The 20,067-nt window shown below is 68.4% G+C and carries 20 protein-coding genes and 2 pseudogenes; 8 read left to right on the forward strand and 14 right to left on the reverse strand.

What is annotated here, in order from left to right:
- Positions 1–30 precede the first annotated feature (30 nt).
- The 5 genes and pseudogenes from ispH to ACWCRD_RS43595 form a co-directional block, all read right to left on the reverse strand.
- Entirely contained in the window at positions 31–915 is an 885-nt protein-coding gene (gene ispH / locus ACWCRD_RS43575) for a 4-hydroxy-3-methylbut-2-enyl diphosphate reductase (RefSeq protein WP_450971223.1), read from the reverse strand.
- On the reverse strand, positions 915–2,054 hold the full coding sequence (gene ispG / locus ACWCRD_RS43580; RefSeq protein ID WP_450971224.1) for a flavodoxin-dependent (E)-4-hydroxy-3-methylbut-2-enyl-diphosphate synthase: 1,140 nt from the start codon (positions 2,052–2,054) through the stop codon (positions 915–917). The genes ispH and ispG overlap by 1 nt, the downstream gene beginning before the upstream one ends.
- Positions 2,035–3,258: a transketolase C-terminal domain-containing protein gene (locus tag ACWCRD_RS43585; protein ID WP_450971241.1), complete on the reverse strand. Its 1,224-nt coding sequence runs from the start codon at positions 3,256–3,258 to the stop codon at positions 2,035–2,037. Before ACWCRD_RS43585 ends, ispG begins: the two co-directional genes overlap by 20 nt.
- 27 nt (positions 3,259–3,285) lie before the next feature.
- A pseudogene (locus ACWCRD_RS43590) lies at positions 3,286–3,992 on the reverse strand (1-deoxy-D-xylulose-5-phosphate synthase N-terminal domain-containing protein); the annotation flags it as partial.
- 547 nt (positions 3,993–4,539) lie between these two features.
- On the reverse strand, positions 4,540–4,695 hold the full coding sequence (locus ACWCRD_RS43595) for a hypothetical protein (protein ID WP_450971225.1): 156 nt from the start codon (positions 4,693–4,695) through the stop codon (positions 4,540–4,542).
- Positions 4,696–4,843: 148 nt separating this feature from the next.
- Between ACWCRD_RS43595 and ACWCRD_RS43600 the strand changes: the two genes are divergently transcribed.
- Both ACWCRD_RS43600 and ACWCRD_RS43605 read left to right on the forward strand, forming a co-directional pair.
- Positions 4,844–5,284, forward strand: a complete 441-nt coding sequence (locus tag ACWCRD_RS43600) for a hypothetical protein (protein WP_450971226.1) — start codon at positions 4,844–4,846, stop codon at positions 5,282–5,284.
- Entirely contained in the window at positions 5,278–5,577 is a 300-nt protein-coding gene (locus ACWCRD_RS43605; RefSeq protein ID WP_450971227.1) for a GNAT family N-acetyltransferase, read from the forward strand. Before ACWCRD_RS43600 ends, ACWCRD_RS43605 begins: the two co-directional genes overlap by 7 nt.
- Here ACWCRD_RS43605 and ACWCRD_RS43610 read toward each other — a convergent pair.
- Positions 5,570–6,094 (reverse strand): hypothetical protein, encoded by a 525-nt coding sequence (locus tag ACWCRD_RS43610; protein WP_450971228.1) that lies wholly within the window; start codon positions 6,092–6,094, stop codon positions 5,570–5,572. The two genes, ACWCRD_RS43605 and ACWCRD_RS43610, sit on opposite strands and share 8 nt — an antisense overlap.
- A 90-nt stretch (positions 6,095–6,184) precedes the next feature.
- Here ACWCRD_RS43610 and tpg point away from each other — a divergent pair, with 90 nt between their 5' ends.
- Positions 6,185–6,811: a telomere-protecting terminal protein Tpg gene (gene tpg, locus ACWCRD_RS43615; RefSeq protein ID WP_450971229.1), complete on the forward strand. Its 627-nt coding sequence runs from the start codon at positions 6,185–6,187 to the stop codon at positions 6,809–6,811.
- Between the two features lie 107 nt (positions 6,812–6,918).
- Here tpg and ACWCRD_RS43620 read toward each other — a convergent pair.
- From ACWCRD_RS43620 to ACWCRD_RS43630, 3 genes and pseudogenes are all read right to left on the reverse strand, one after another.
- A pseudogene (locus ACWCRD_RS43620) lies at positions 6,919–8,336 on the reverse strand (hypothetical protein).
- 623 nt (positions 8,337–8,959) lie between these two features.
- Positions 8,960–9,091, reverse strand: a complete 132-nt coding sequence (locus ACWCRD_RS43625; protein ID WP_450971230.1) for a hypothetical protein — start codon at positions 9,089–9,091, stop codon at positions 8,960–8,962.
- Between the two features lie 625 nt (positions 9,092–9,716).
- Positions 9,717–10,316 (reverse strand): hypothetical protein, encoded by a 600-nt coding sequence (locus ACWCRD_RS43630; protein ID WP_450971231.1) that lies wholly within the window; start codon positions 10,314–10,316, stop codon positions 9,717–9,719.
- 1,257 nt (positions 10,317–11,573) lie between these two features.
- Here ACWCRD_RS43630 and ACWCRD_RS43635 point away from each other — a divergent pair.
- Both ACWCRD_RS43635 and ACWCRD_RS43640 read left to right on the forward strand, forming a co-directional pair.
- On the forward strand, positions 11,574–11,825 hold the full coding sequence (locus ACWCRD_RS43635) for a YlcI/YnfO family protein (protein ID WP_067383353.1): 252 nt from the start codon (positions 11,574–11,576) through the stop codon (positions 11,823–11,825).
- 2 nt (positions 11,826–11,827) lie between these two features.
- Positions 11,828–12,199, forward strand: coding sequence for a toxin Doc (locus ACWCRD_RS43640; protein ID WP_450971232.1), 372 nt, complete (start codon positions 11,828–11,830; stop codon positions 12,197–12,199).
- A gap of 352 nt (positions 12,200–12,551) precedes the next feature.
- Here the strand turns inward: ACWCRD_RS43640 and ACWCRD_RS43645 are convergent, their stop codons facing one another.
- Positions 12,552–12,701: a hypothetical protein gene (locus ACWCRD_RS43645; RefSeq protein ID WP_450971233.1), complete on the reverse strand. Its 150-nt coding sequence runs from the start codon at positions 12,699–12,701 to the stop codon at positions 12,552–12,554.
- A 669-nt stretch (positions 12,702–13,370) separates the two neighbouring features.
- Positions 13,371–13,667 (reverse strand): MarR family transcriptional regulator, encoded by a 297-nt coding sequence (locus tag ACWCRD_RS43650; protein WP_450971234.1) that lies wholly within the window; start codon positions 13,665–13,667, stop codon positions 13,371–13,373.
- Between the two features lie 176 nt (positions 13,668–13,843).
- Between ACWCRD_RS43650 and ACWCRD_RS43655 the strand changes: the two genes are divergently transcribed.
- Both ACWCRD_RS43655 and ACWCRD_RS43660 read left to right on the forward strand, forming a co-directional pair.
- Positions 13,844–14,950 (forward strand): hypothetical protein, encoded by a 1,107-nt coding sequence (locus ACWCRD_RS43655; RefSeq protein WP_450971235.1) that lies wholly within the window; start codon positions 13,844–13,846, stop codon positions 14,948–14,950.
- Between the two features lie 190 nt (positions 14,951–15,140).
- Entirely contained in the window at positions 15,141–16,736 is a 1,596-nt protein-coding gene (locus tag ACWCRD_RS43660) for an ISL3 family transposase (RefSeq protein ID WP_450971236.1), read from the forward strand.
- A 28-nt stretch (positions 16,737–16,764) separates the two neighbouring features.
- On the opposite strand, the gene ACWCRD_RS43665 is transcribed toward ACWCRD_RS43660, so the two are convergent.
- Both ACWCRD_RS43665 and ACWCRD_RS43670 read right to left on the reverse strand, forming a co-directional pair.
- Positions 16,765–17,406, reverse strand: coding sequence for a hypothetical protein (locus ACWCRD_RS43665; protein ID WP_450971237.1), 642 nt, complete (start codon positions 17,404–17,406; stop codon positions 16,765–16,767).
- A gap of 85 nt (positions 17,407–17,491) precedes the next feature.
- A complete protein-coding gene (locus tag ACWCRD_RS43670) occupies positions 17,492–18,262 on the reverse strand; it encodes a serine hydrolase domain-containing protein (RefSeq protein WP_450971242.1) in 771 nt (256 codons plus the stop codon).
- A gap of 116 nt (positions 18,263–18,378) precedes the next feature.
- Here ACWCRD_RS43670 and ACWCRD_RS43675 point away from each other — a divergent pair, with 116 nt between their 5' ends.
- Positions 18,379–18,909 (forward strand): hypothetical protein, encoded by a 531-nt coding sequence (locus ACWCRD_RS43675; RefSeq protein WP_450971238.1) that lies wholly within the window; start codon positions 18,379–18,381, stop codon positions 18,907–18,909.
- Here the strand turns inward: ACWCRD_RS43675 and ACWCRD_RS43680 are convergent.
- Positions 18,872–19,702, reverse strand: coding sequence for an IS5 family transposase (locus ACWCRD_RS43680; protein WP_450971239.1), 831 nt, complete (start codon positions 19,700–19,702; stop codon positions 18,872–18,874). The genes ACWCRD_RS43675 and ACWCRD_RS43680 overlap by 38 nt on opposite strands.
- Between the last annotated feature and the right edge of the window lie 365 nt (positions 19,703–20,067).

Raw genomic sequence — 20,067 nt, forward strand, 5'->3', positions numbered from 1 at the left:
TGGCTGATGCGGTGATTGCGGCGGAACTGGTCAGCTGGTGTCGGTGTCTTTGCGGAGCTGGGATCGCAGGGCGAAGTGCAGCGTCTCCTGGGTCACCGCAACCTCCTCCACGTCCGTGTAGCCGTGACCGGCCAGCGCGTGCAGCAGCCCGGACACGGCGGATTCGGGGGCTGAGGCGCCTGCAGTGACCCCGATGCAGCGTGCTCCGGCCAGCCACGCGTGATCAAGCTGGTCGGCGTCGTCGAGGAGGTGGGCAGCCTTGGCGCCGACGCGCAGGGCGACCTCGACCAGGCGTACGGAGTTGGAGGAGTTCGCCGAGCCCACCACCAGCAGCAGGTCACAGCGCGGGGCCATGGCACGCACGGCGTCCTGTCGGTTCTGCGTGGCGTAGCAGATGTCGTCGCCCGGTGGATCGGCCAACTCGGGGAAGCGGCGGCGTAGCGTTGCGGCCACCGCGGTCACCTCGTCGACGGCGAGGGTCGTCTGTGATAGCCACACCAGCAGCTCGCCGTCGGGGACTTGAAGGTTCTCGGCTTCCTCGACGGTGGCGATCGTGTGGATGGCGTCCGGGGCCTCTGCCCGGGTGCCTTCGACTTCCTCGTGGTCGTCGTGGCCGATCAGCGCGATCGTGTAGCCGTCGCGGGCGAAGCGCACGGCTTCCTTGTGGACCTTGGTCACCAGCGGGCAGGTCGCGTCGATGACCTGCAGGCCGCGGTCGGCGGCCTGGCGATGAACGGCCGGGGACACACCGTGTGCGGACAGGACGACCACCGCACGACGTGAACGTTTTGCACGATCTGTCGGGCGGACGTAGACGGGCGGCCCGTGGCGCTCGAGGGCCTGGGCGACGGTGTCCACGGCCCGTTCGACGCCGGCGCAGAAGCCTCGCGGGACGGCGAGCAGTACCTTGCCCATCACTCCTCCTCCGTCAGCGCGTCGGCTTCGGTGATCCGCAGGGCCTCTTCCACGAGCGCGTCGACGATGCGGTGTTCCGGTACCGACCGGACGACTTTCCCGTGCCGGTAGATCTGGCCCTTTCCGTTGCCGCAGGAGACACCGAGGTCGGCTTCGCGGGATTCGCCGGGCCCGTTGACCACGCAGCCCATGACCGCGATCCGCAGGGGATGCGGAAATCCGTCGAAGGCGGCCTCCACCCGGGCGGCGAGGTTGTGGATGTCGACCTGGAGGCGTCCGCAGCCCGGGCAGGAGACGATCTCCAGCGTGCGGGGGCGCAGCCCCAGACAGGACAGGATGTGGCAGCCCGCCTTGACCTGCTCGACCGGATCGGCGGACAGGGAGACGCGGATCGTGTCGCCGATCCCCTCGGCGAGCAGGATCCCGAAGGCGACCGCCGATTTGATGGAGCCTTGGAATGCCGGTCCGGCTTCGGTCACGCCGAGGTGGAGCGGATAGTCGCAGCGCTGGGCCAGCAGCCGGTTCGCGGCGATCATCGTGAGCGGGTCGTGATGCTTGACTGCGATCTTCAGGTCGCGGAAGCCGTGTTCCTCGAACAGCGAGCATTCCCACAGGGCGGATTCCACCAGTGCCTCGGGGGTGGCCCGGCCGTGCTTGGCGAGCAGGCGTGGGTCGAGGGAGCCTGCGTTCACGCCGATACGGATCGGTACGCCTGCCTGGGAGGCGGCCGTGGCGATCTCGGCGACGCGGTCGTCGAATTTCTTGATGTTGCCCAGGTTCACCCGTACCGCCGCGCAGCCGGCGTCGATGGCGGCGAAGACGTAGCGGGGCTGGAAGTGGATGTCGGCGATCACTGGGATCGGGGACCTTGCCACGATGCGAGGGAGGGCGTCGGCGTCGTCGGCCGAGGGCACGGCGACGCGGACGATGTCGCAGCCGGCTGCGGTGACCTGGGCGATCTGCTGCAGGGTAGCGTCGGTGTCGGCGGTGTTGGTGGTCGTCATCGTCTGCACGCTGACCGGGGCGCCGCCGCCCACGGGCACCTGGCCCACGCGGAGTTGACGGGTCGGGCGGCGGCGCACCGGGATCTGGTGGGAGGGCAGGATCGGCAGTCCGAGATCAACAGGGGTCGTGGTCATCGTGCCCTCCGGTGGGCAGGTACGCCGGCATGGACGGAACAGCAGGTGCGGGGCCGGGCGTGGGGCGTTGAGGGGGAACACCTCGGGTGGCGGCAGCGTGCGGGGCGTGGGTGGTGCGGGCCACCAGCACCGCGTTGGCGATGCCTTCCGCGCTCAACCCGGCCCGTTCCAGGAGACGATCGCGCTCGCCGTGCTCGATGAAGGCCCGTGGCAGGCCCAGGCGTACCAGTGGGACGGGGGCCGCGCGATCGTTCAGGGCCTGCAGCAGGGCCGTGCCCATGCCGCCGTGCCTGAGTCCGTCCTCCACCGTGACGACCAGGCGATGGCGGCAGGCCAGGTCGACGAGAGCGGGACGGACGGGCAGCAGCCAGCGCGGGTCGACCACGGTGGCTCCCATGCCGAGTTCCTCCAGCTCGCGGGCCGCCTGCACGGCCCGGTCTGCCATGGGGCCGACCGCCACCAGGAGTACATCGCGGCTGCCGGCCGCACTGCAGTGCAGGACGTCGCCCGCCTCCAGCCGCTCGAGCGCGGGCAGATCGGCGGGCACGCTGCCTTTGGGGAAGCGCACCAGGCTCGGCCCCTGCGCGAAGGACGCCGCCTCGGCGAGGCATTCCTCCAGGCGAGCGGCGTCCCTGGGGGCGGCGATCCGCAGACCGGGCACCGTCGAGAAGACGCTGACGTCCCACATGCCGTGGTGCGACGGGCCGTCCGGCCCGGTGATGCCTGCACGGTCCAGGACGAAGGTGACCGGCAGCCGGTGCAGTGCCACATCCATCAGCACCTGGTCGAAGGCCCGGTTCATGAACGTGGCATACACCGCCACGATCGGGCGCAGACCGCCCATCGCCAGTCCGGCGGCGCTCGTCACCGCGTGCTGCTCGGCGATGCCGACGTCGAACACCCGCTCCGGATAGCGCTGTTGCATCTCCTGCAGACCGGTGGGGCGCAGCATCGAGGCCGTCACAGCCACGATGTCGCTGCGCTGCTCTGCCAGACGCAGCAGACTCTCCGAGAAGACGTGGGTCCATGACACGGCCGTGGCAGTCTGGGACGTCGGGGAAGGCACAGGCTCGGCGGGCGAGGGATGGCCGGTCGCCGGATCTACGACGCCGACGGCGTGCAGGCAGTCCGCCGCGTCCTGTTCGGCCGGAGGATAACCCTTGCCCTTGCCCGTGACGGCATGCACCACCACGGGCCGGTTCATAGCCCGGGCCCGAGTGAGGACGCTCTCCAACTCCCCTGTGTTGTGGCCGTCGACCGGCCCGAAATAGCAGAAGCCGAGATCGGTGAAGAAGTTGCGGCAGGACTCCAGCCCCCCGCCGGCCTTCAGATCGTTCAGGTGGGTGGCGAGCGCGCCCGTGGTCGGGGCATAGGAGCGGCCGTTGTCGTTGACCACGACGATGACCGCACGGTCCTTGGCCGCACCGAGGTTGTTCAGCGCCTCCCAGGCCAGACCTCCCGTCAGGGCACCGTCGCCGATCACAGCCACCACCGCACGGTCGCTGTCACCGGCCAGTTGCCGGGCCTTCGCCACACCGTCGGCATACGCGAGAGCAGTCGACGCGTGGGAGTTCTCCACCACGTCATGCCCCGACTCACTGCGCGAGGGGTAGCCCGACAGCCCGCCCGGCTGCCGCAACCGGGCAAAGTCTCGCGTCGGCCCGTCAGAAGCTTGTGGACATACGCCTGATGACCCATGTCGAAGATCAACGTATCGCGCGGCGAGTCAAAGACCCGGTGCAGGGCCAGCGTCAGTTCGACGACACCCAGGTTGGGGCCCAGGTGCCCACCGGCCGCGCACACCGTCTCGACGAGGAAGGTGCGGATCTCACCAGCTAGCTGTGGCAACTGCTCCGGACCAAGAGAGCGCAGATCCTCAGGAGACATGAGGCACGAGAGCAAGCGCGGGTTCGACCGTGCCGTAAAAGTGGAAGTCATCAGTTCGACCCTCCGATGTCGCACATCGAGTCGCAGCCTCAACTCGGGTCCCGCACGCTCTCTTAGCGACTACAGGTCCCAGCATGGACGTGGAACGCCCAGCTCACACAAGGCGCAGCCACCCGCGCATTGATCGGGACATGACCTACGAAGCACGCCTGGGCGATCACCGAAGCACACCAGGACCCCACGGACACAGCCATGCACCCGCGCCTTCCATCGACCCAACACGCCCTCGCAGAAACGACACTGCACCCTTGACCCATCACCCAGGCTCTGACTGCGCCCACCAGCTCGACTTAGCGAGAGGACAGAAATCGGGGCGAACCCGGCGGCCGGGAGCCGGTGAAGCCCAGACCTCGCCGGGCCGGACGTGTGGACCTGCTCGCCGTTCATCGCCAGGCCGTCGCGCGGCCCCGGATCGTCCAGGGCTGTGGGTGTTCACAGTGGCCGTCCACGCTGGGCAGCGCCGCCGGTCACCTGCTCTCATCCGCTCCGTGGGGGCGACGCCAACCAAGGCCTGCTGTCACGCCTTTGGCTCAGGGAGCTACGACGTCCGGCCGGAAAAGCTGACCGAAACCTGTTGGCAGCCGGAAAGAACGTGCTCTGCCTCGTAGAGCGCTCCACGAGCGCGGAAGCGCAGAATCGGATACTGGAAGTGCTGGTGCAGATCAGCAGCGGCTCGCGACGCGCGCTCGGTCATGGGCCTGGACCGTCGTGGGCCCTCTGAACTCAGGCTTCACCGTGCTGCGGTCAGTCAGGCAGACGATCGACGTCGGCACCCGGCTGGCCGTGCCCGCTCCACCTAGACTGAGCGTGCTGGACGGTGTGGCGGCGGGTAGCTCTCAGGGATGGGAAAGAAGACCAAGAAGAGGCCGGGCTCGTCCACCGGACTGGCACGGGTGACGAAGCAGAAGTTGCTGGAGGGCTTACCCGGACCGAGCGGTGTACGCATCCGGTACGCAGTACCGGAGGAGGCCGATACGGTCGCCGCCCTGCTGAAGACGGCGGCCGACGACCTGGAGACCGGCCATCTTTTGGCGCTTGCCGAAGGACGGTGCGGGACATGGCTGTTGGATGCCCTCGCGGGCGTGGGCCTGACCGAACCGCTTGTCCGGGCAGCAGCGACCGGAGACGTGCAGTCGGCGGCGGCCGCGATGTCGCTGCCGCTGGTCGCCCAAGACGCGGACGGGCACATCGTCGGGGCGCTGCTGGGCGTTCCGTCCGGCACGGTCATCTCCACGGTCGCCCAGCTGCCGGGCCACAATCAGTACGCCCTGCCTCGATGCTGAAGTACGCGAAGATCAAAGCGGTCGCGGTGAGCGAGGACGTCCGCGGCCGCGGGATCGGTGCCGCACTACTGAAGCGGTGCGTGCAACTGTACTGGCAGCTGGACTACATGCTGCTGTTCGGCGGGTTCGAGACGCCGCGCGAGCTCGGGCCTCACTACACACGCCAGGGCTTCACCGTGCTGCAGCCCGGGCAGACGATCGACGTCGGCACCTTGCTGGCTGGTGTGCCGATCCAGCTCGGTGCGGGGCCGGGCGAGACGCTCTTCTACCGATGGCGCGGCCGCGTCAGGTGACCGGTGCGGCTGGTTCACCGCGCAGCAGGTCAGGGCGGGCGTCGGCCAGAGCGAAGGCCCTCGCGAGGCCTGCCACGAGGGCGTCGTCGATGCGGTAGTGCCGCGCTCGTTCGTCTCGCTGGAGGAGCGGGCCAGCATCCTCCGGGCCGGTACGGCGCTGTACCGCCTTGACACTGGTCAGGGTCCCGCCAATCTTCGACGGCGGGATCGGGTTCGTCGGATGGCCGGCGAAGTGGTGCTGCACCTCCTCGTAGGAGGCGGCGCCGCCCAGCTCGGTGATCCGGCGCAGGACCGCCCGGGCCCCGGGCACCAGCGAGGCGACCACGCGGAACAGCAGCTGGTCCGTCCAGCCTTCGGCGAGGTCGTCGTCGGCGAGGTCCTGCGGGCCGGGGCGCGGGTCCGCGGCCGGGGCGTCTGGCCAGGCGACGGGGACGGCCGGCCGTAGCCCGTAGGCGGCCTGGACGGCAGCGAGTGCCTGCTCGTAGGTGTCCGTCTCGGTGTCGATCGTCAGCCGCACGACGCCCGCCCCTCCCATGATGATGTTCTGGCCATCCTTCCCGGCTCCGGGCGTCCTCTGTCCACAGGGGAACGGGCATCTTATGGACTAATGATCGACAGCGACGACACCCAGCAGCCCGCCCGCTCGTCGGCCAAGGTCCGGATCCTCAATGCCCTGAAGCGTGCGGAGCGCGCCGTGTTCACCCGCCCGCCGCCGAAATCCGCGCAAGCCAAGATGAAATTCCTTCGCACGCGCGCCAAGGGCTCCACCAAGGCCCTGGCCGCCGGTCTGGGAGTCTCCCGCAGCACAGTCGAGCGCTACCTCTCCGGTGCCTCCAAGAAGCCCCAGAAGCGCCTCCAGGCAGCCCTGACGGAAGCGACTGAGGAACAGTGGCAACCGCAGGTCAGGGCACAGGCACGGCAGCATGCAGCCACCTCCGGAGGGCTCGTCATATCGTGCCGGGCGTACTTCGGGTTCACCGCGAACGGGACCTCGGACGAGGGCCGGGTGAAGGACATCATCACAGCCGTCTCACCCACCCCACGCCGCCCAGATCCTCAAGCTGAAGGAGGCCGGAGCGACGGACGAGGACCTCCAACCGGTGGTTGCAGAGGCCATCACGTACTCCTATTTCCAGGAGGGCGGCACCACCCGGAAGGGCCTGCGAGCGGATTTCACCGACGTCGAATGGCTGAACATCTCGTTTTAGCAGCACGGAATTCAGAACTGCTATAAACCTGTGTCATGAGCCAAAGCACGATAGTCGTCGCCAAGGCGGGCGGGCTGTCACCAGGGCCGCCGGGCGGCGAGTGTCGAGCGGAGTTCGGGACCGCGGTGCAACCTCAGCTGTCCAACCCGGCTTCCCACTTGCGCCGGCGCAGCACGTGGTCGCTGAAGAGGTGTCGGCTCCGGTCGAGTAGTTCACCCACCTCCGGGTCGCCGCGCCGTCCGTCCGGCGACGGATGCCAGCGTTGCACTGATTGCGCGGCCCAGGTGCGCAGCTTCACGTCGGGGTCCTCGAGCAGACCGACTGCCGCCTGTAGCGCCACGATGCCGCCGCGCGCGTCGAGCAGCCGGAACGCACGACGCGGACGTGCCGCGGCCGCTCGGAGCTGGTGCGCTCCAATAGCCAGTCGGCGGGCAGTTCCTTGGTCGAGGGTAGGGCGGCGGCGGTCTCGCGGACGACCCCGGCGGCAGGGTCGTCGAGGAGCGGCCGCAACTGCTTCGCATCCACGCAGTCCAGCGCCCGCAACCCTGCCACCGCTCGCGCCCGCACCCCGGCCGCCGGGTGCGCGAGCAGCGGCCGCAGCAGCCCGGTGTCTGCGCGGTTCCCGCACTCGGCCAGCCCGATGACCGCACCGGGCGGCCACTCGGGGTCGTCCGGTGCCGTGCACCGCGCCCGGTACCAGGCCGCCGGGTCATCACCCTGCTGTCGTACGACATACCGGGCACAGGCACGCACGAGCGCGGAACGGTCGCTGAGGAACGGCTCCGCCTGCCCTGACCGCCCCGCCCGTCTCAGCGCGGTGACGCCGGCCGAACGGACACGCGGGTTGCGTGCGGACAGCAGTGGAGGCAGCACACCCTCGTAGGCCTCCTCCTCTCCCAGAGCCGTGAGCGCCGCTGTGGCACACAGGTCCTGGACCACGCTGTCCTGGTCCCCGGCGGCCGCGCGGGCCAGCTCGGTGGGACGGAGCAGTCGGCCCTCGATGGCCAGCCGGTACGCGAACCGCCGGACGATGCGGTCGGGGTCAGCGAAGAGAACAGCGAGCTGCCCGTGGGATGCCTGGCGCAGGATCTGGCCGAGCACATCGATGCCGAAGGCACCTCTGTCGCGGCGGCCGACGCGGAGGATGAGCGGCGCGAGGTCCAGGGCGGAGTCCGCGTTCAGGGCCTCGCGCAGCAACTGCCGGGCGTGCTCGCGCACCGGGCCGGCCCAATCGGCGCAGCGGATCACGACCAACGGCAGCAGACCGGGGTAGCGGACCGACTGACGCACCGCCTCCTGACGGATCCGCCCGTCGCGGTGGCACAGGGCGAGTGCGAGCTGAGACTCACCGAGCTGAGTCAGGTCGGCGGGCAGTGGAGCGGAGTGCTCCCGCCCCGGCAGGAACTGCGTGCGGTGCCAGGCCACCTCACGCACTCCTGCGTCCAGCGCGAGCCAGTCAGCGGGGTCGGCGACATCCAGCGTGCCGTGAAGCGGCGCACCACCCGCGAGCCGCGTCGCTGCCGCTGCCCCCTCCTCGATGTCCTCAAGCATTCCCGCCCCTCCAGCAGTCGTACCAGGTGATCGTAGGAGACGGGGTTCGCGTACGGCGCGCGAAATATGGCCCGTGATCGCCAAGGTCCGCCGCCCGGCACCCACCAGAAGCCGAACGCGGTGACAGCGCCCCTGCTTCGCTTGCCGCTCGTGACAGATAGCATGCCGCATCGGTGACAACCACCATGCGTTGCCCTCCTGAAGCCGCAGGCCAGCGGATGCCGATGGTGACAACTATCGTGCTTCGGCACATGTCATCCGCTGCGCCCGGCGCCCAGCGGCCATCTCTCTGTTCCCTCTTCCGGAGGTTCGTCTGAGCACCCCCGCACCCCGATCCCACCGGCGGCCGCGCGTCCCCGCCCACCGCGCCGCCGCGCCCCGCGAGCCGGTCGACCAGGCGAAGATCGGCCGCCGCTCGGTCCGCCGGCGGGCCCGCGGCATGACCCTCGGGAATCTCAAGTGATGTGGTCCAGGGCGGTTGAATGCCGGATCTGTCTCAGCTGATCTGGTCCGTCTGCGCTGTCTCAAACTGTCCGCCAGCGTGAACGCGATCTCCTGCGCAGCCGAGACTCCGGCCTCGGCCATGTGTCCGAGCGCGTACCGCACCCGAGCTGACTTGCGGATTACCTGGCAGTGGCAATCGTGTAGACGCCGAGCACGGCGGCTCCGGTCGTGCACAGAACCACGACAAGGCGGGCAGTCCAGTTGTCCTTCTCCATGGCCATCTGGATCGTCCGCCAGAACTCGCTTGCCATACCGTCTCCTTGGAGTCGTGCGGGCTTTGGCGGTTGACCAGTCGGCTCACTCGGTACTGCCCTACGGCGGCCGAAAACGTCACACCCAAGCGGACGGTCATGACCCGAGTGCGCCACGGCTACTCAAAGCGTCACGCTCGACACGAAGGGCTAACCCGGACCGGCGCTACCCACCCACCAGGAGCTCCTTTCGCTCGCCGGAGCTGACGGCCGCGGTGTGTGCGGCCCAGGGCGGGAGCGAGACCGAGTCCCGTGTACAGCGCCGGGTACCCAGCGCGGGCCAGTACGTACTGGCGGCGCCCCAAGCGAACGAGGTCACCTGAGACCGCAAGCGAATCGGGCCAGATCCCCTGAGACGCGGACCAGATCCGCCGAGACGGGACACTGTGACATCGCGGCGCCCGGCACCCCGTCAGTGTCCTGTGCCATCGAATCTTGACCATGTGCCATCGAAGTTTGAGCGGGGGATGAAGTGGCAGGCCACAGCGTTGGCTGGGGCGCTGTCGGCGTCCGTTGGGATCGGCGGCGTTTTGGCTGCGGCCAGCCGTTTCACGCCGCCGTGGGTGGGCTCGATCCTGGCCGGGTACGCCGTCGCGGGGCCGCCAGGTTCTCGGCAGTGGCCTCGTCAGGTGATTTCGCCGCGGGCATGGCTGTAGTCGGTCAGGCGTAGGAGCTGCTGAACGGCGACGACGGTGGCGAGGGCGGGGCTGTCGTAGGAGCAATCGACGGCCTGGTGGAAGGCGGCTGACGATCCGGTAAGGGTGAAGACGGCTCCGGACACGCCGTGTACCTGGACATCACGGACGCGGAGCATGGCGTGTGCGCGGCGTAGGGGCGGGCACTGGCGGATGGCCAGGCGGGCGCAGGACCGGCAGACAGGAGGGTAGGTGGTGGTGATTCCGCTGCCGTCGTCCTCGGGCAACTGGCCTGGCACGGTGGGCAGGAGCCACAGGACACCGTCTGTGTTCTCGTCGGGTTCCTGGCCGCAGATCTGGCACAGCAGATGCAACATGGCGTGACGCTGGCGTACGGAGTGGATCTTCCCGAAGAGCGGCATTCCTTCATCGGGTGCGTGGGCCTGACGTGCCCACAGCACACCTTGGGCGTCGCGGTCGGCTGGCATTTCGTCGCCGTAGGCGACACGGCCGGCGTGCGCGATCACCTCTCCCATGTCCGGGAAGGGCTCGCAGGTCGTCCGTGCGATGAACGGGCGTACCAGTGGCACCCCTCCCGGCATGGACATCTCAGCGTGCCTGTTCCGACGGCGGCGCAGGCGGAGGCGGAGGCCCGAGCGGCACGACCGGCGCACAGTCGGTTTCAGACCTGCCCAGGATGTTGTCGGTAAGGCGCGAGACGCTCGTTCCGACTTTTCCCACCACGTGGGTGTTGGCGGCGGCTGGCCTTCGGTAGTCACCGAGGATGCCCCGGACCAAGCCCCCAGCAGCATGCGTAACACCGGTAACCAGACCGCCTGCGCCAACCGTCTGGCAGATCGCTGCGCGAGGCGCTCCGTGCACCGCGGGGGCTGCGACTGCAGCGGGGACTGGGCAACGCCCACCGCCCCCATCGCTCCCAGAACCGGCAGCGCCATCTGCGCGGCCAGCCTGGCTCTCATCGCTTTCGTACGCTCCACTCGCGTCCCTTTCAAAGTCATTGCCGTCGGGCTGAAGCCCCAGCCCATGTCTCGCGCGGACCCGGTTGCCGCGCAGGTGGCGCCGCCATATGGGCGACGCACCGCACTAACGCCAACGGGCCTTCCCAGGACACGCAGGTGATCGTCTTGTCAGTGGATCAGCTCTCGTGACCGCCCGATTCCACGATGCGATCCATCAGTTAGAAACCGAACGACGGCCGGGACTCACGGCTCGACCTGCGCCGAAACGCCAGAGGCGCTCGCCGCCTATCACTCCGAGTCACAACCAGCGGGTTCTGATGATCAAACTTCGATGGCACACGCTTGGGGTTCGCTGTCACGGGACAGTCACGCTCACCGAACGTGACGGGACTTGCTGTCACGCACCCCCAACGCCACCGTCACACACCCCGGTTGGAGCGTGACAGCACCGGCGAAAATGCCCGCCAATGTCCGGGCCTGTACCCCCTCCAGGCTGGATCAGCGTGACAGCGTGACGCGTGACAGAGCGCCCTGCCGGACCGCACACGACGTCACGCTCCGTACCTGCTTCCGCAGGCTTGGCTCGCGCGCACCCGCCGCGTCCCTGACCTGCGCGATCAGGCCAGGATGGCCGCTTTCGGAAGCTGGGTCCACCTGGGTCCTGGGTCCAGCCGGCGGCCGCGGTTCTGTGTCATCAACCCCCTGTTTTCCCAGGCCGTCGTGACCGTCTGTGTCACTGTTCATCTGCGCCATCTGTGCTATCTGTGCCATTGGCGTCCGATGCGCGACGTGGGAAAGCACCCAAGTTCTGGGGGCGGTCCCGTCGTACCCCTCCCAGTGCTGTACACCCTGCTGTACGGTCGGAGCATGTCGAAGTCAGTGACAATCCGGGTCCCCGAAGAACTCCACGCGCAGCTGCAGGAGCGCGCCGAAGCCGAGGGCACCACGGTCACCGCGCTCATCACCGAGGCCGCACACAACGCGGTCCGCGACCCGCGCCTGGACAGCGCCGCCGACGTCTTCCGCGCGTTCGTCGCCGACAACGCGGCCGCGTTCGACGCGGCGTTTCCCGATGACGCTCCCGCCCGGCTGGACGCCTCTGGACGGGCTGCCGCCTGACCATGGAGCTCCACATCGACATCCGCTGGCTGCTGGAGCGCCAGGCGGAAGTGCTGCCGAAGCACCCCTCGGTCCACGACTTCTCCAACCTCGTGGCCGCCGTCGCGCGCCACCGGGTGAACACCCCTCAGGTCGGCGTCGCCGTCGACAATGCCTGGCGCGCGGCGGCCCTGATGCACGCCATCATCCGGCTGCGCCCCCTCCCGGCCCGCAATGCGCTGTATGGCGCCGCGATCGTCACGGCGTACATGGATGCTGCGGGTGAAGCCGTCGACCCGCCGTACGGCGCGCTGATCGACCTCGCCCGGGACATCGACGCCAGCCGTGCCGACGGGTACGACGCAGCCGATCGCATTCGCTCCTGGCGGATCTGATCTCGTCCTGATGCGCAGCGCCCCGGACTGCTCCCTCGTCCGGGGCGCTGCTGCTTGTGCTGTTCGGTTGCGCGCCGGTCGCAACGGGGGCCGTTACTCGGTGCCACTCGGTTGTGTCTGGGGGCTGCTCAGGACTCCGGAGCGCGTTGACACTTCCGACCGACGGGCCAGGCGGCACAAGGGTGCTGCTCGGTCAGTACATGGCACTCACTGTGACCCGCACGAGGTAGCGGCGAGGAACGGAAGCGTGTCATGGTGGGCGAGGCGTATTCGGCTTTCAGCGGGGCCCCCGCCGACTGCAACCTTTGAGGGCCCACGCCTTCCACCTGCCGTCAGTCCCCTGGTGTTCGCTTCACCAGGGGACGACGGTGTTGTGCAGGTCGATCGCCGCCTGCACCGCGCGCAGCGTCCAGTACGTCGCCGTCATGAACGCGATCACGATGACGCTGACCTGCCGCCACCATGACCAGCGCGTGTTGGACCGGTTCTTACGCCGCCCCATGCGATACCGCCCTTCCTCCTTCCGGTGGGGGCAGGCGCCCGTCTCGAACTGTCGAGACCGCGGTATGCCCGAGAGGTCGCTACTGGGCTGGGCCGCATCGCTGGCTCCATGGGACCACACGTGGTGCGGATTGGAATGTCGTGTGCCGGTATGGATCTTCAAGCCGCCGCTACGAATCGTGGCTAGCTGCCAGCGCTCAGGAAGCCGTCACCGGGCTGACCTGACCAGTAAGGACCGCACACCCAGACGCTTCGGCCCGCTGTCGAATGCACACAGTCAGTAATGTGATGTGGGTCACATTTTTTGGAGCCTTTTCCCTACTTAAAGCCGTTACTACGAATCGTGACGTAGTTGGCGGGTACCCAGGAAGCGGCGCTAGGGGCGTGCCCAGTAAGAACCGCTCACCCCGCCACTTGCTCGCGGCCAAGTACACACACAGAGTGACACAGTGTGCGTCGCCGAAGGCGGGGAGAAGCTTGAGGACCCGGGCAGCGCCCTGGACTCCTCAACCGGGGCGCTGCTGCTTTTGCTCCACGGTGCAGTTGTCCGGGTGTTGCTCTTGTTACCGGAGAGCGTTGACACTCCGGCTGGGCCAGGTCGCCGAAAGGTAGTGCTCCCCTGGTTCTCCCTTCGCACGGGGCCTTTTGACCCGCCTGCTCTTGGTACGGGTCAGGAGACGGCTTTGAGGTTCTGGCGTCGCTTCGCGTCTTCCCGGCGCCGGCGCTTCTCAGCGAGCTGGTCCTGGTAGGCGGCGACGGCCCTGCGGTGGCGATCGACGAAGTCGGTGGAGTTGAGGCGCTCGTCCTTCGGCATCGCCTTGACGGCCGCGATGGCGTCCTCGGGGGAGGCGTAGGCGGCAAGCATCGGGTTGAGCTGGTAGACGCCGGCGCGCTGCTTCTTCACCAGCAGCGCCAGGTCCAGGTCGCGCAGGGCCGCATTGACGGCCGTCCGGCTCAGGTTCAGCATCATTCGAACGCTGCGTGAATCGCTTGGCGTAGTCAGGGGCGGCGGCTAACCCTTGCCCGCGCTGCGTGGGTACGCCACGACAGGTGAAGGTGTCGTTCCCGCAGCGGATGAGAAAACATGTTGTCCTGGCTGCTGGCGAGCTGCGACGATGCGTCTGTTTCCCCGGCGGAGGACATTTGTTCGTTTTCGTGTGTGCGGGATGCGGCGCCGAATTGACCACCCCGCTGTCCCAGGTCTCACTGCCAGTCCACGCCCGTCAGAAGTACGGGAACGGGGCCCAGCTTCCGGTGCTCATGCAGTCCGGGACGTTTGCCGTGGACCCGGCCCCCTGGGGAGGGCCGTGGCGGATGTGGGACGAGATCGATCCGGGTGAAGCGGAGGCACGCGGCATCTACGCGCCGGTCTACGCCCTGTCCGACAGCACGCCTGGGGCGAGCGTCATCGCGCCCGGTGACATTCGCGGAACCCGGCTGATTCCGGAGAAGCGCGGCGGTGCCTGCTGCGGCCTCGACGGAGCCGACGGGCCCAACATGGCATGCGAGGCATGCGACCTCCCCGTGGCGACCAGGGTCGACGACTGCTCGCTATGGCAGGCAGTGCGGCTCAGCTCGGACGCCGTGCATCGCGTCCCCGTTGACAGTATCCACGCTGCGTCCCTCTCCTGGGCGGAGCTGGCAGAGAAAGGGGAGAAAACGCCCCCGCTCGAGCCGATTGCTACGTGGGGAGGACGGTTGGGGTCGAACCACTACTGGTCGTGGAGCCCGCAGTGGGAGGCGGCAGCCGGCCTGGCGCTCGCCCACCTGCTGGTTGCCTCCCAAGGGCAGCCGGTGAAGGTCCCGGGCGGTCTGACTGCGGACGTGTTCCAACGCGCGCTCGACGCCCTGCTGCCTGCAGGCCCCCCGAAGCGGCGCGCCGTCCTGGCCGGACCGGGACAGCCCTCCCCGGAGGCGGGCGTCGACATCCTCCTCGCACCGCTCCATCCCCAGACAGGTCAGACCTGGACCCCCACCAGCCCGACTGCGTCGGCATACCTGGTGCCCCTGCCACTGGGGGTTTGGCTGTGGCTGGTTTCTCCCCAGCCGTACTTGCCGGTTCCCGCGTCAGGCCGCATGCCCCAAGATGTACTCCGCGACGACCCGCTCCCGCTGCTCCCCAACTACCTGTTCCGGGCCGACCGGCGAACGTTCCAGCACGCCCTGGCCCGGCTGCCAGCCGTGCGCAGCCCGTGGCTGCGCACGATCCTCGAGAACGTCACGCAGGGCGCTTCGGCCGACCTCTTCTAGTCGTCTGGCAATCGAACAGCGCCAGACTCTCGCGCCTTCCAAAGTGGTCGACATCTGCTGTCCAATCTCGGGTTCTGGTCCAACTTCTGTGGTGTACCTACTCCCTGTGACAGTTGATCTTGCTAGCCGTTCCGCGAGGTCGTCTGGAATCCGCCGGTACCGACCTCGTCCGGGCTGATGGTTCTGGGCTGTGTGCGAGGTACTGCTCCGGCTGGAAGAGCTGCTCTTCCTGTCGGCTCCGGAGATCAGGGTGACGTCGGTGCAGGACGACGGAGAGGTGGTCCGAGTCGGTGTCCGATGTCGGACGGCCGGGGCTCGGTGCCCGGGCTGCGGGAACTGGTCGGGACGGGTGCACGGGTCCTACCTGCGGTTCCCCGCTGACCTCCCGGTGGTGGGACGGCGGGTGGTGTTGTGTCTTCGTGTCCGGCGCTTCATGTGCGAAGACCTCTCCTGCGGGCGGCGGACGTTCGTAGAGCAGGTCGCGGGCCTGACCCGGCGGTACAGCCAGCGAACCGAACGAATGCGGTCAGTGCTGGCCGAGGTCGGCCTCGCGTTGGCCGGCCGGGCCGGCGCCCGACTGGCCGACGTCTTCGGGGCGAGGGTCAGCCGGAATACGGTCCTGCGGCTGGTCGACGCCCTTCCGGAGCCCCAGCCACAGGTCCCGCGCGTGGTCGGCGTCGACGAGTACGCGATGCGCAGGGGCCGTGTCTACGGGACCGTGCTGGTCGACGTCGAGAACCGCAGGCCGGTGGACCTGCTGCCGGATCGAGAGGTGGGCACTGTCGCAGCCTGGCTGGCCGAGCGCCCGGGGATCGAGGTCGTCTGCCGCGACCGCGCTCCATTCTTCGCCGAGGGCGCCAGCATCGGGGCGCCCACCGCGGTCCAGGTCGCCGACCGGTTCCACCTGTGGCGCAACCTCGGCGAAGCGGCCGAGCGGTGTGTCTCCCGCCACCGCTCGTGTCTCCGCGCGTCCTTCGCCGAGTCGGCGCCGGAGGAGATTCCGGCACCAGCACCGGACGAGAAAGGGTCGCCATGGCCCACCGGGCACCGGTTCGCCGACCGTACCCGCGCCAAGCACGCCACCGTCCACGCGCTGCTGGCCGCCGGCCACAGCCGACGCTCGGTCCAGCGCCAGCTCGGCATGACCTACCGCACCGTCCAACGGCTGGCCGACGCCGCGAGGCCGGAAGACCTGTTCCAGGGGCAGTGGCAGAACCGCCCGACCAAGCTCGACGGCTTCAAGCCGTACCTGCACGAGCGATGGGCCGAGGGCTGCACAAACGCCTGGACCCTCTGGGAAGAGATCAAGATGCACGGTTACACCGGCGGCTACGGAGCCGTCCGTGCCTACCTCCAGCCGTTTCGCACATCCCCGACCGCACCTGCAGCCCGTCCTCCGTCCCCACGCACGGTCACCGGATGGATCCTGACTCACCCCGACACCCTGCCGGAGAGCGAGTACCTGAAGCTCAAATCTGTCCTCGCCGACTGCCCCGAACTGGATGCCCTCACCGGGCACGTCCGCGCTTTCGGGAAGATGCTCACCCAGCTCCAGGGCAACCAACTTCCGCAATGGATCGCGGCGGTTCGGGCCGACGATCTTCCCAGCCTCCACACCTTCGCCAGCGGCCTCGAACGGGACCTCGCCGCCGTCACCGCCGGCCTCACGCTGCCCTGGAACTCCGGCATCGTCGAAGGCCACGTCAACCGGATCAAAATGATCAAACGCCAGATGTACGGCCGGGCTCGCTTCGGCCTGCTGCGGAAGCGAGTCCTCCTTGCCTGACCGCTCTGTCGCTCGCTGAGCGGATCCGTCAGCTGATCGCAAACGGCACAGGCTCCAGTCCCAGCTTGCTCCGGCAGGAGTGGACAGCCCGTGTGACCCAGGCGGTCATGGCGTCGCGATCTGCCGCGATCGCGTGAAGCTCGCGCGCCTTCTCCTGGGCCTCGACCATCCACGGGGCCAGCGCGTCCTCTCGAAGGACTCGCTCGAAGTGATCGCGGGCCGTATCCGGGTCCCCAACCAGAGCGGCTGCGATCCCAGAGTCGAAGCTGTCCCAGAGGAATCCCCGCCGCACCGGCCTGGACGTCAGATAACGGGCGACGTCCGGCAGAGCTGAGAACTTCTCCCTCAGCGCGGTCACGTTCGAGGCCGCCTGCCGACTGAGTTCGAATGCCAGCGGCGTGAACTGGTCCTCGGTGCGAAACAGCTCGGAGCCCACTCGGATTGCGTCCACGTGGAAGGCCAGGTGGTCTACGTCGTGCCACAACCACATTGCACCGACGTACAGACCGCTGCCGGCCATCCGCGGCGGGGTGAACTCCACAACCCCGAGCCACCATCCGTGATCATCAATCCACAGCCGCGACCGTCCGCGCTGGGCCAGGCCGAGCGGTTTCAGGGAGTCTCGCGCGGCTGAGGTGATGATCCGGAGCACCGGACTGCGAGCTGCCATGACCGACATTACCGACTGTCCCACCGACACCCCATCGGTCGTGGTGGCACATCACCATCGCAGACCTGTTCACCAACACTGATCGTCACCGCTCCACAGAAGTTGGACCAGAACCCAATCTCTCGTGAACAAAGCCAAAGGGGTAGCCGTCCGGGCCGGCGTTGGCCAGGGAGACCACCGCGAAGTTGCGCTCGGGCACGATGAGCAGCTCGGCGAACTGGCCGTTGCCCGAGCCGCCGTGGCCGATCCCGTGCAGGCCGTCCAGATCGTGCGGGAACCAGCAGATGCCGAAGCCGTCGCCGAGTGTGCTGGCGCGCAGCCCGACCGTCCGCTCCCGCATGCGGTGCAGCTCCGCCGCGGGCAGCACGCCCTCGCCGTCGCCGAGTTGAAACCGCGCCCAGCACAGCAGGTCGCTCACCGAGGAGGTGAGGCCGCCGCCGGGGTTGTCGCCGCGCGCACCCTCCTTGAACGCTGCCCAGGGCCGGGCGGGGTGCAGTTCGCCGTCGTCGCCGCGGTTGTAGCCCACGGCGAACTTGCGGACCATCACCTCGGACAGGCCGTACACGGTGTCCGCAAGGCCCACCGGCTCCAGAACGAGCGAGGCCATGGCCTGCTCGAAGGGCAGGTCCGTGACTTTCTCGATGATCCGCCCGGCCAGGTTGTAACCCGCCTGGCTGTACGAGGCACGGACCCCGGGCGGTGCGATCAGCGACAGCTGAGGCAGCTTCGCCACGAGCCCGGCCAGGGAGCGGTCGCCCTCGCCGTCGTCGATCAGGTTCCAGTCCAGGCCTGCGGTGTGGTTGAGCAGGTTCAGGACGGTGATCTGCGCCGCTGCCTGCTCGTCGGCGAGCCTCAGAAACCGTTGTCTTTCCGGGCGTGAGCTTTGAGTTCCCGCTGCTCAGGCATGGTTTCGGTGTGCCCGCGGGAGGCTTGGGCCGTTCTGTTCGTCGGGGGACGGCAAGGAGGCGCCCGGTGGCTTCGGTGATGGGCTTGTTGGAGGAACGTGAGACCGCTGCCCGGGTGCGGGTGGAGGAGCTCCGGGCGGAAGCGGACCGGGTTCTGGCGGAGCTCGGTGAGGCCGAGGCAGTGCTGGAACGGCGGGTGATCGCCCGGGGCGAGCTGGCCGAGGCTCTGGCCGCTCCCGGGATGGTGATCGAGGAGCCCGTTGTGGATCCGCGGGACACGATGTCAAAGGCACCGGCGGCGAAGGGCAGGGCGCCGGTTGCCGGGTCGATCGTGCCGCGGCGGCGGGAAGGCGCGACGGCGGAGACGCTCGCGCCGGACTACCGGCGGATCGTGGAACTGCTGGAGGCCGAACTCCCCGCTGGCGGGGAGGGGTTGATGGCGAAGGAGTTGACGGCCCGGCTCGGGCTGGAGTTGGTGCCGGCGAAAATCGAGGGGGTGCGGTCGAAGGCGAAGAGGCTGGTCGAGCGGGACTGGCTGACCCTTGCGCCGTCGGGCCGGTTCATGCCGCGAGCGTCTGCTCCTGACGCGGCGTCCTGACCGTCTGGCCAGTGGCGGCGGTGCGGGCCAGACGCCGGGCCATGAGCATGCTCGCCGAGAAGTAGATGAACGCCTCGCTGCTGGCGGGCAGTGTCTCGTAATCCCGGGCCAGACGCCTCGTGCGCAACAACCACCCCAGGCTTGGCTCCACCACCCACCGTCTCGGCAGCACCACGAACCCGGTCATGTCGTCACTGCGCTTGACGATCTGCAGGGTGAGCTGGAGTTTCTCCCGTGCCCAGTCCACCAGTTGGCCGGTGTAGCCGCCGTCGGCCCACATCAAGCTGACCTTTCGGAACTGTGTCCGCAGCCGGGGCAGCATCATGCGGACGGCCCGGCGGTCGGTGACATCCGCGGCGGTCACCAGGACCATCAGCAGCAGGCCAAGGCTGTCCGTGATGACGTGTCGGCGCCTGCCGTTGATCTTCTTCCCGCCGTCGTAACCGCGTGAGTCCGCGGGCACGGAGGCGGCACCCTTGACCGACTGCGAGTCGATGATCGCCGCAGTCGGCTCCGCCTGTCGGCCCTCGGCCGTACGGACCTTGCCACGCAGCCGGTCATGCAGCTCCCTGACCAGGCCGTTCTCCCGCCACCTGCGGAAGAAGGCATAGACGCGATCCCACGCAGGGAAGTTGGCGGGAACCGAGCGCCACTTGATCCCGTTGTCGGTGACGTAGAAGACCGCATCCAACATCTGCCGGTGGCAGTAGCCCTCCGGTTGCCCGCCCCGGCCCTCCAGCCAGGCCGGCACCGGCAGCACATCCCGCACCACCGCCCACTCTGCATCCGTCATGTCCGACGGATACCGCCGCACCCTGTTCGGACGGTCGGCCGCGTTCCCGAACCGGTGCGCGAGGCAATCGCACCACGACACGCGGGAGTTGGACGGGACGAGGACCGTCACGCAAGACTGGAACAACAGGGCCTCCTGGTACTCGAGTGGCGTCGCAACCCCGAGCTACCAGGAGGCCCTGTACTCATGCATCCACCTGGCCAAGATCACCCGGCCAGGCACCCTGTTCGATCAGAACCGACCTCATGATCGATAGAAGTACGGCTTCTAAGCTTGTTCTTTTTCTTCTGGCCTCGAACGGTGTCCCGAACGAGGTCACTCACCTGGGCATTCGCCGGACATGTGGGTGGCCTTCGTCTGATCCT

The sequence above is a fragment of the Streptomyces sp. NPDC002092 genome (assembly GCF_053593775.1).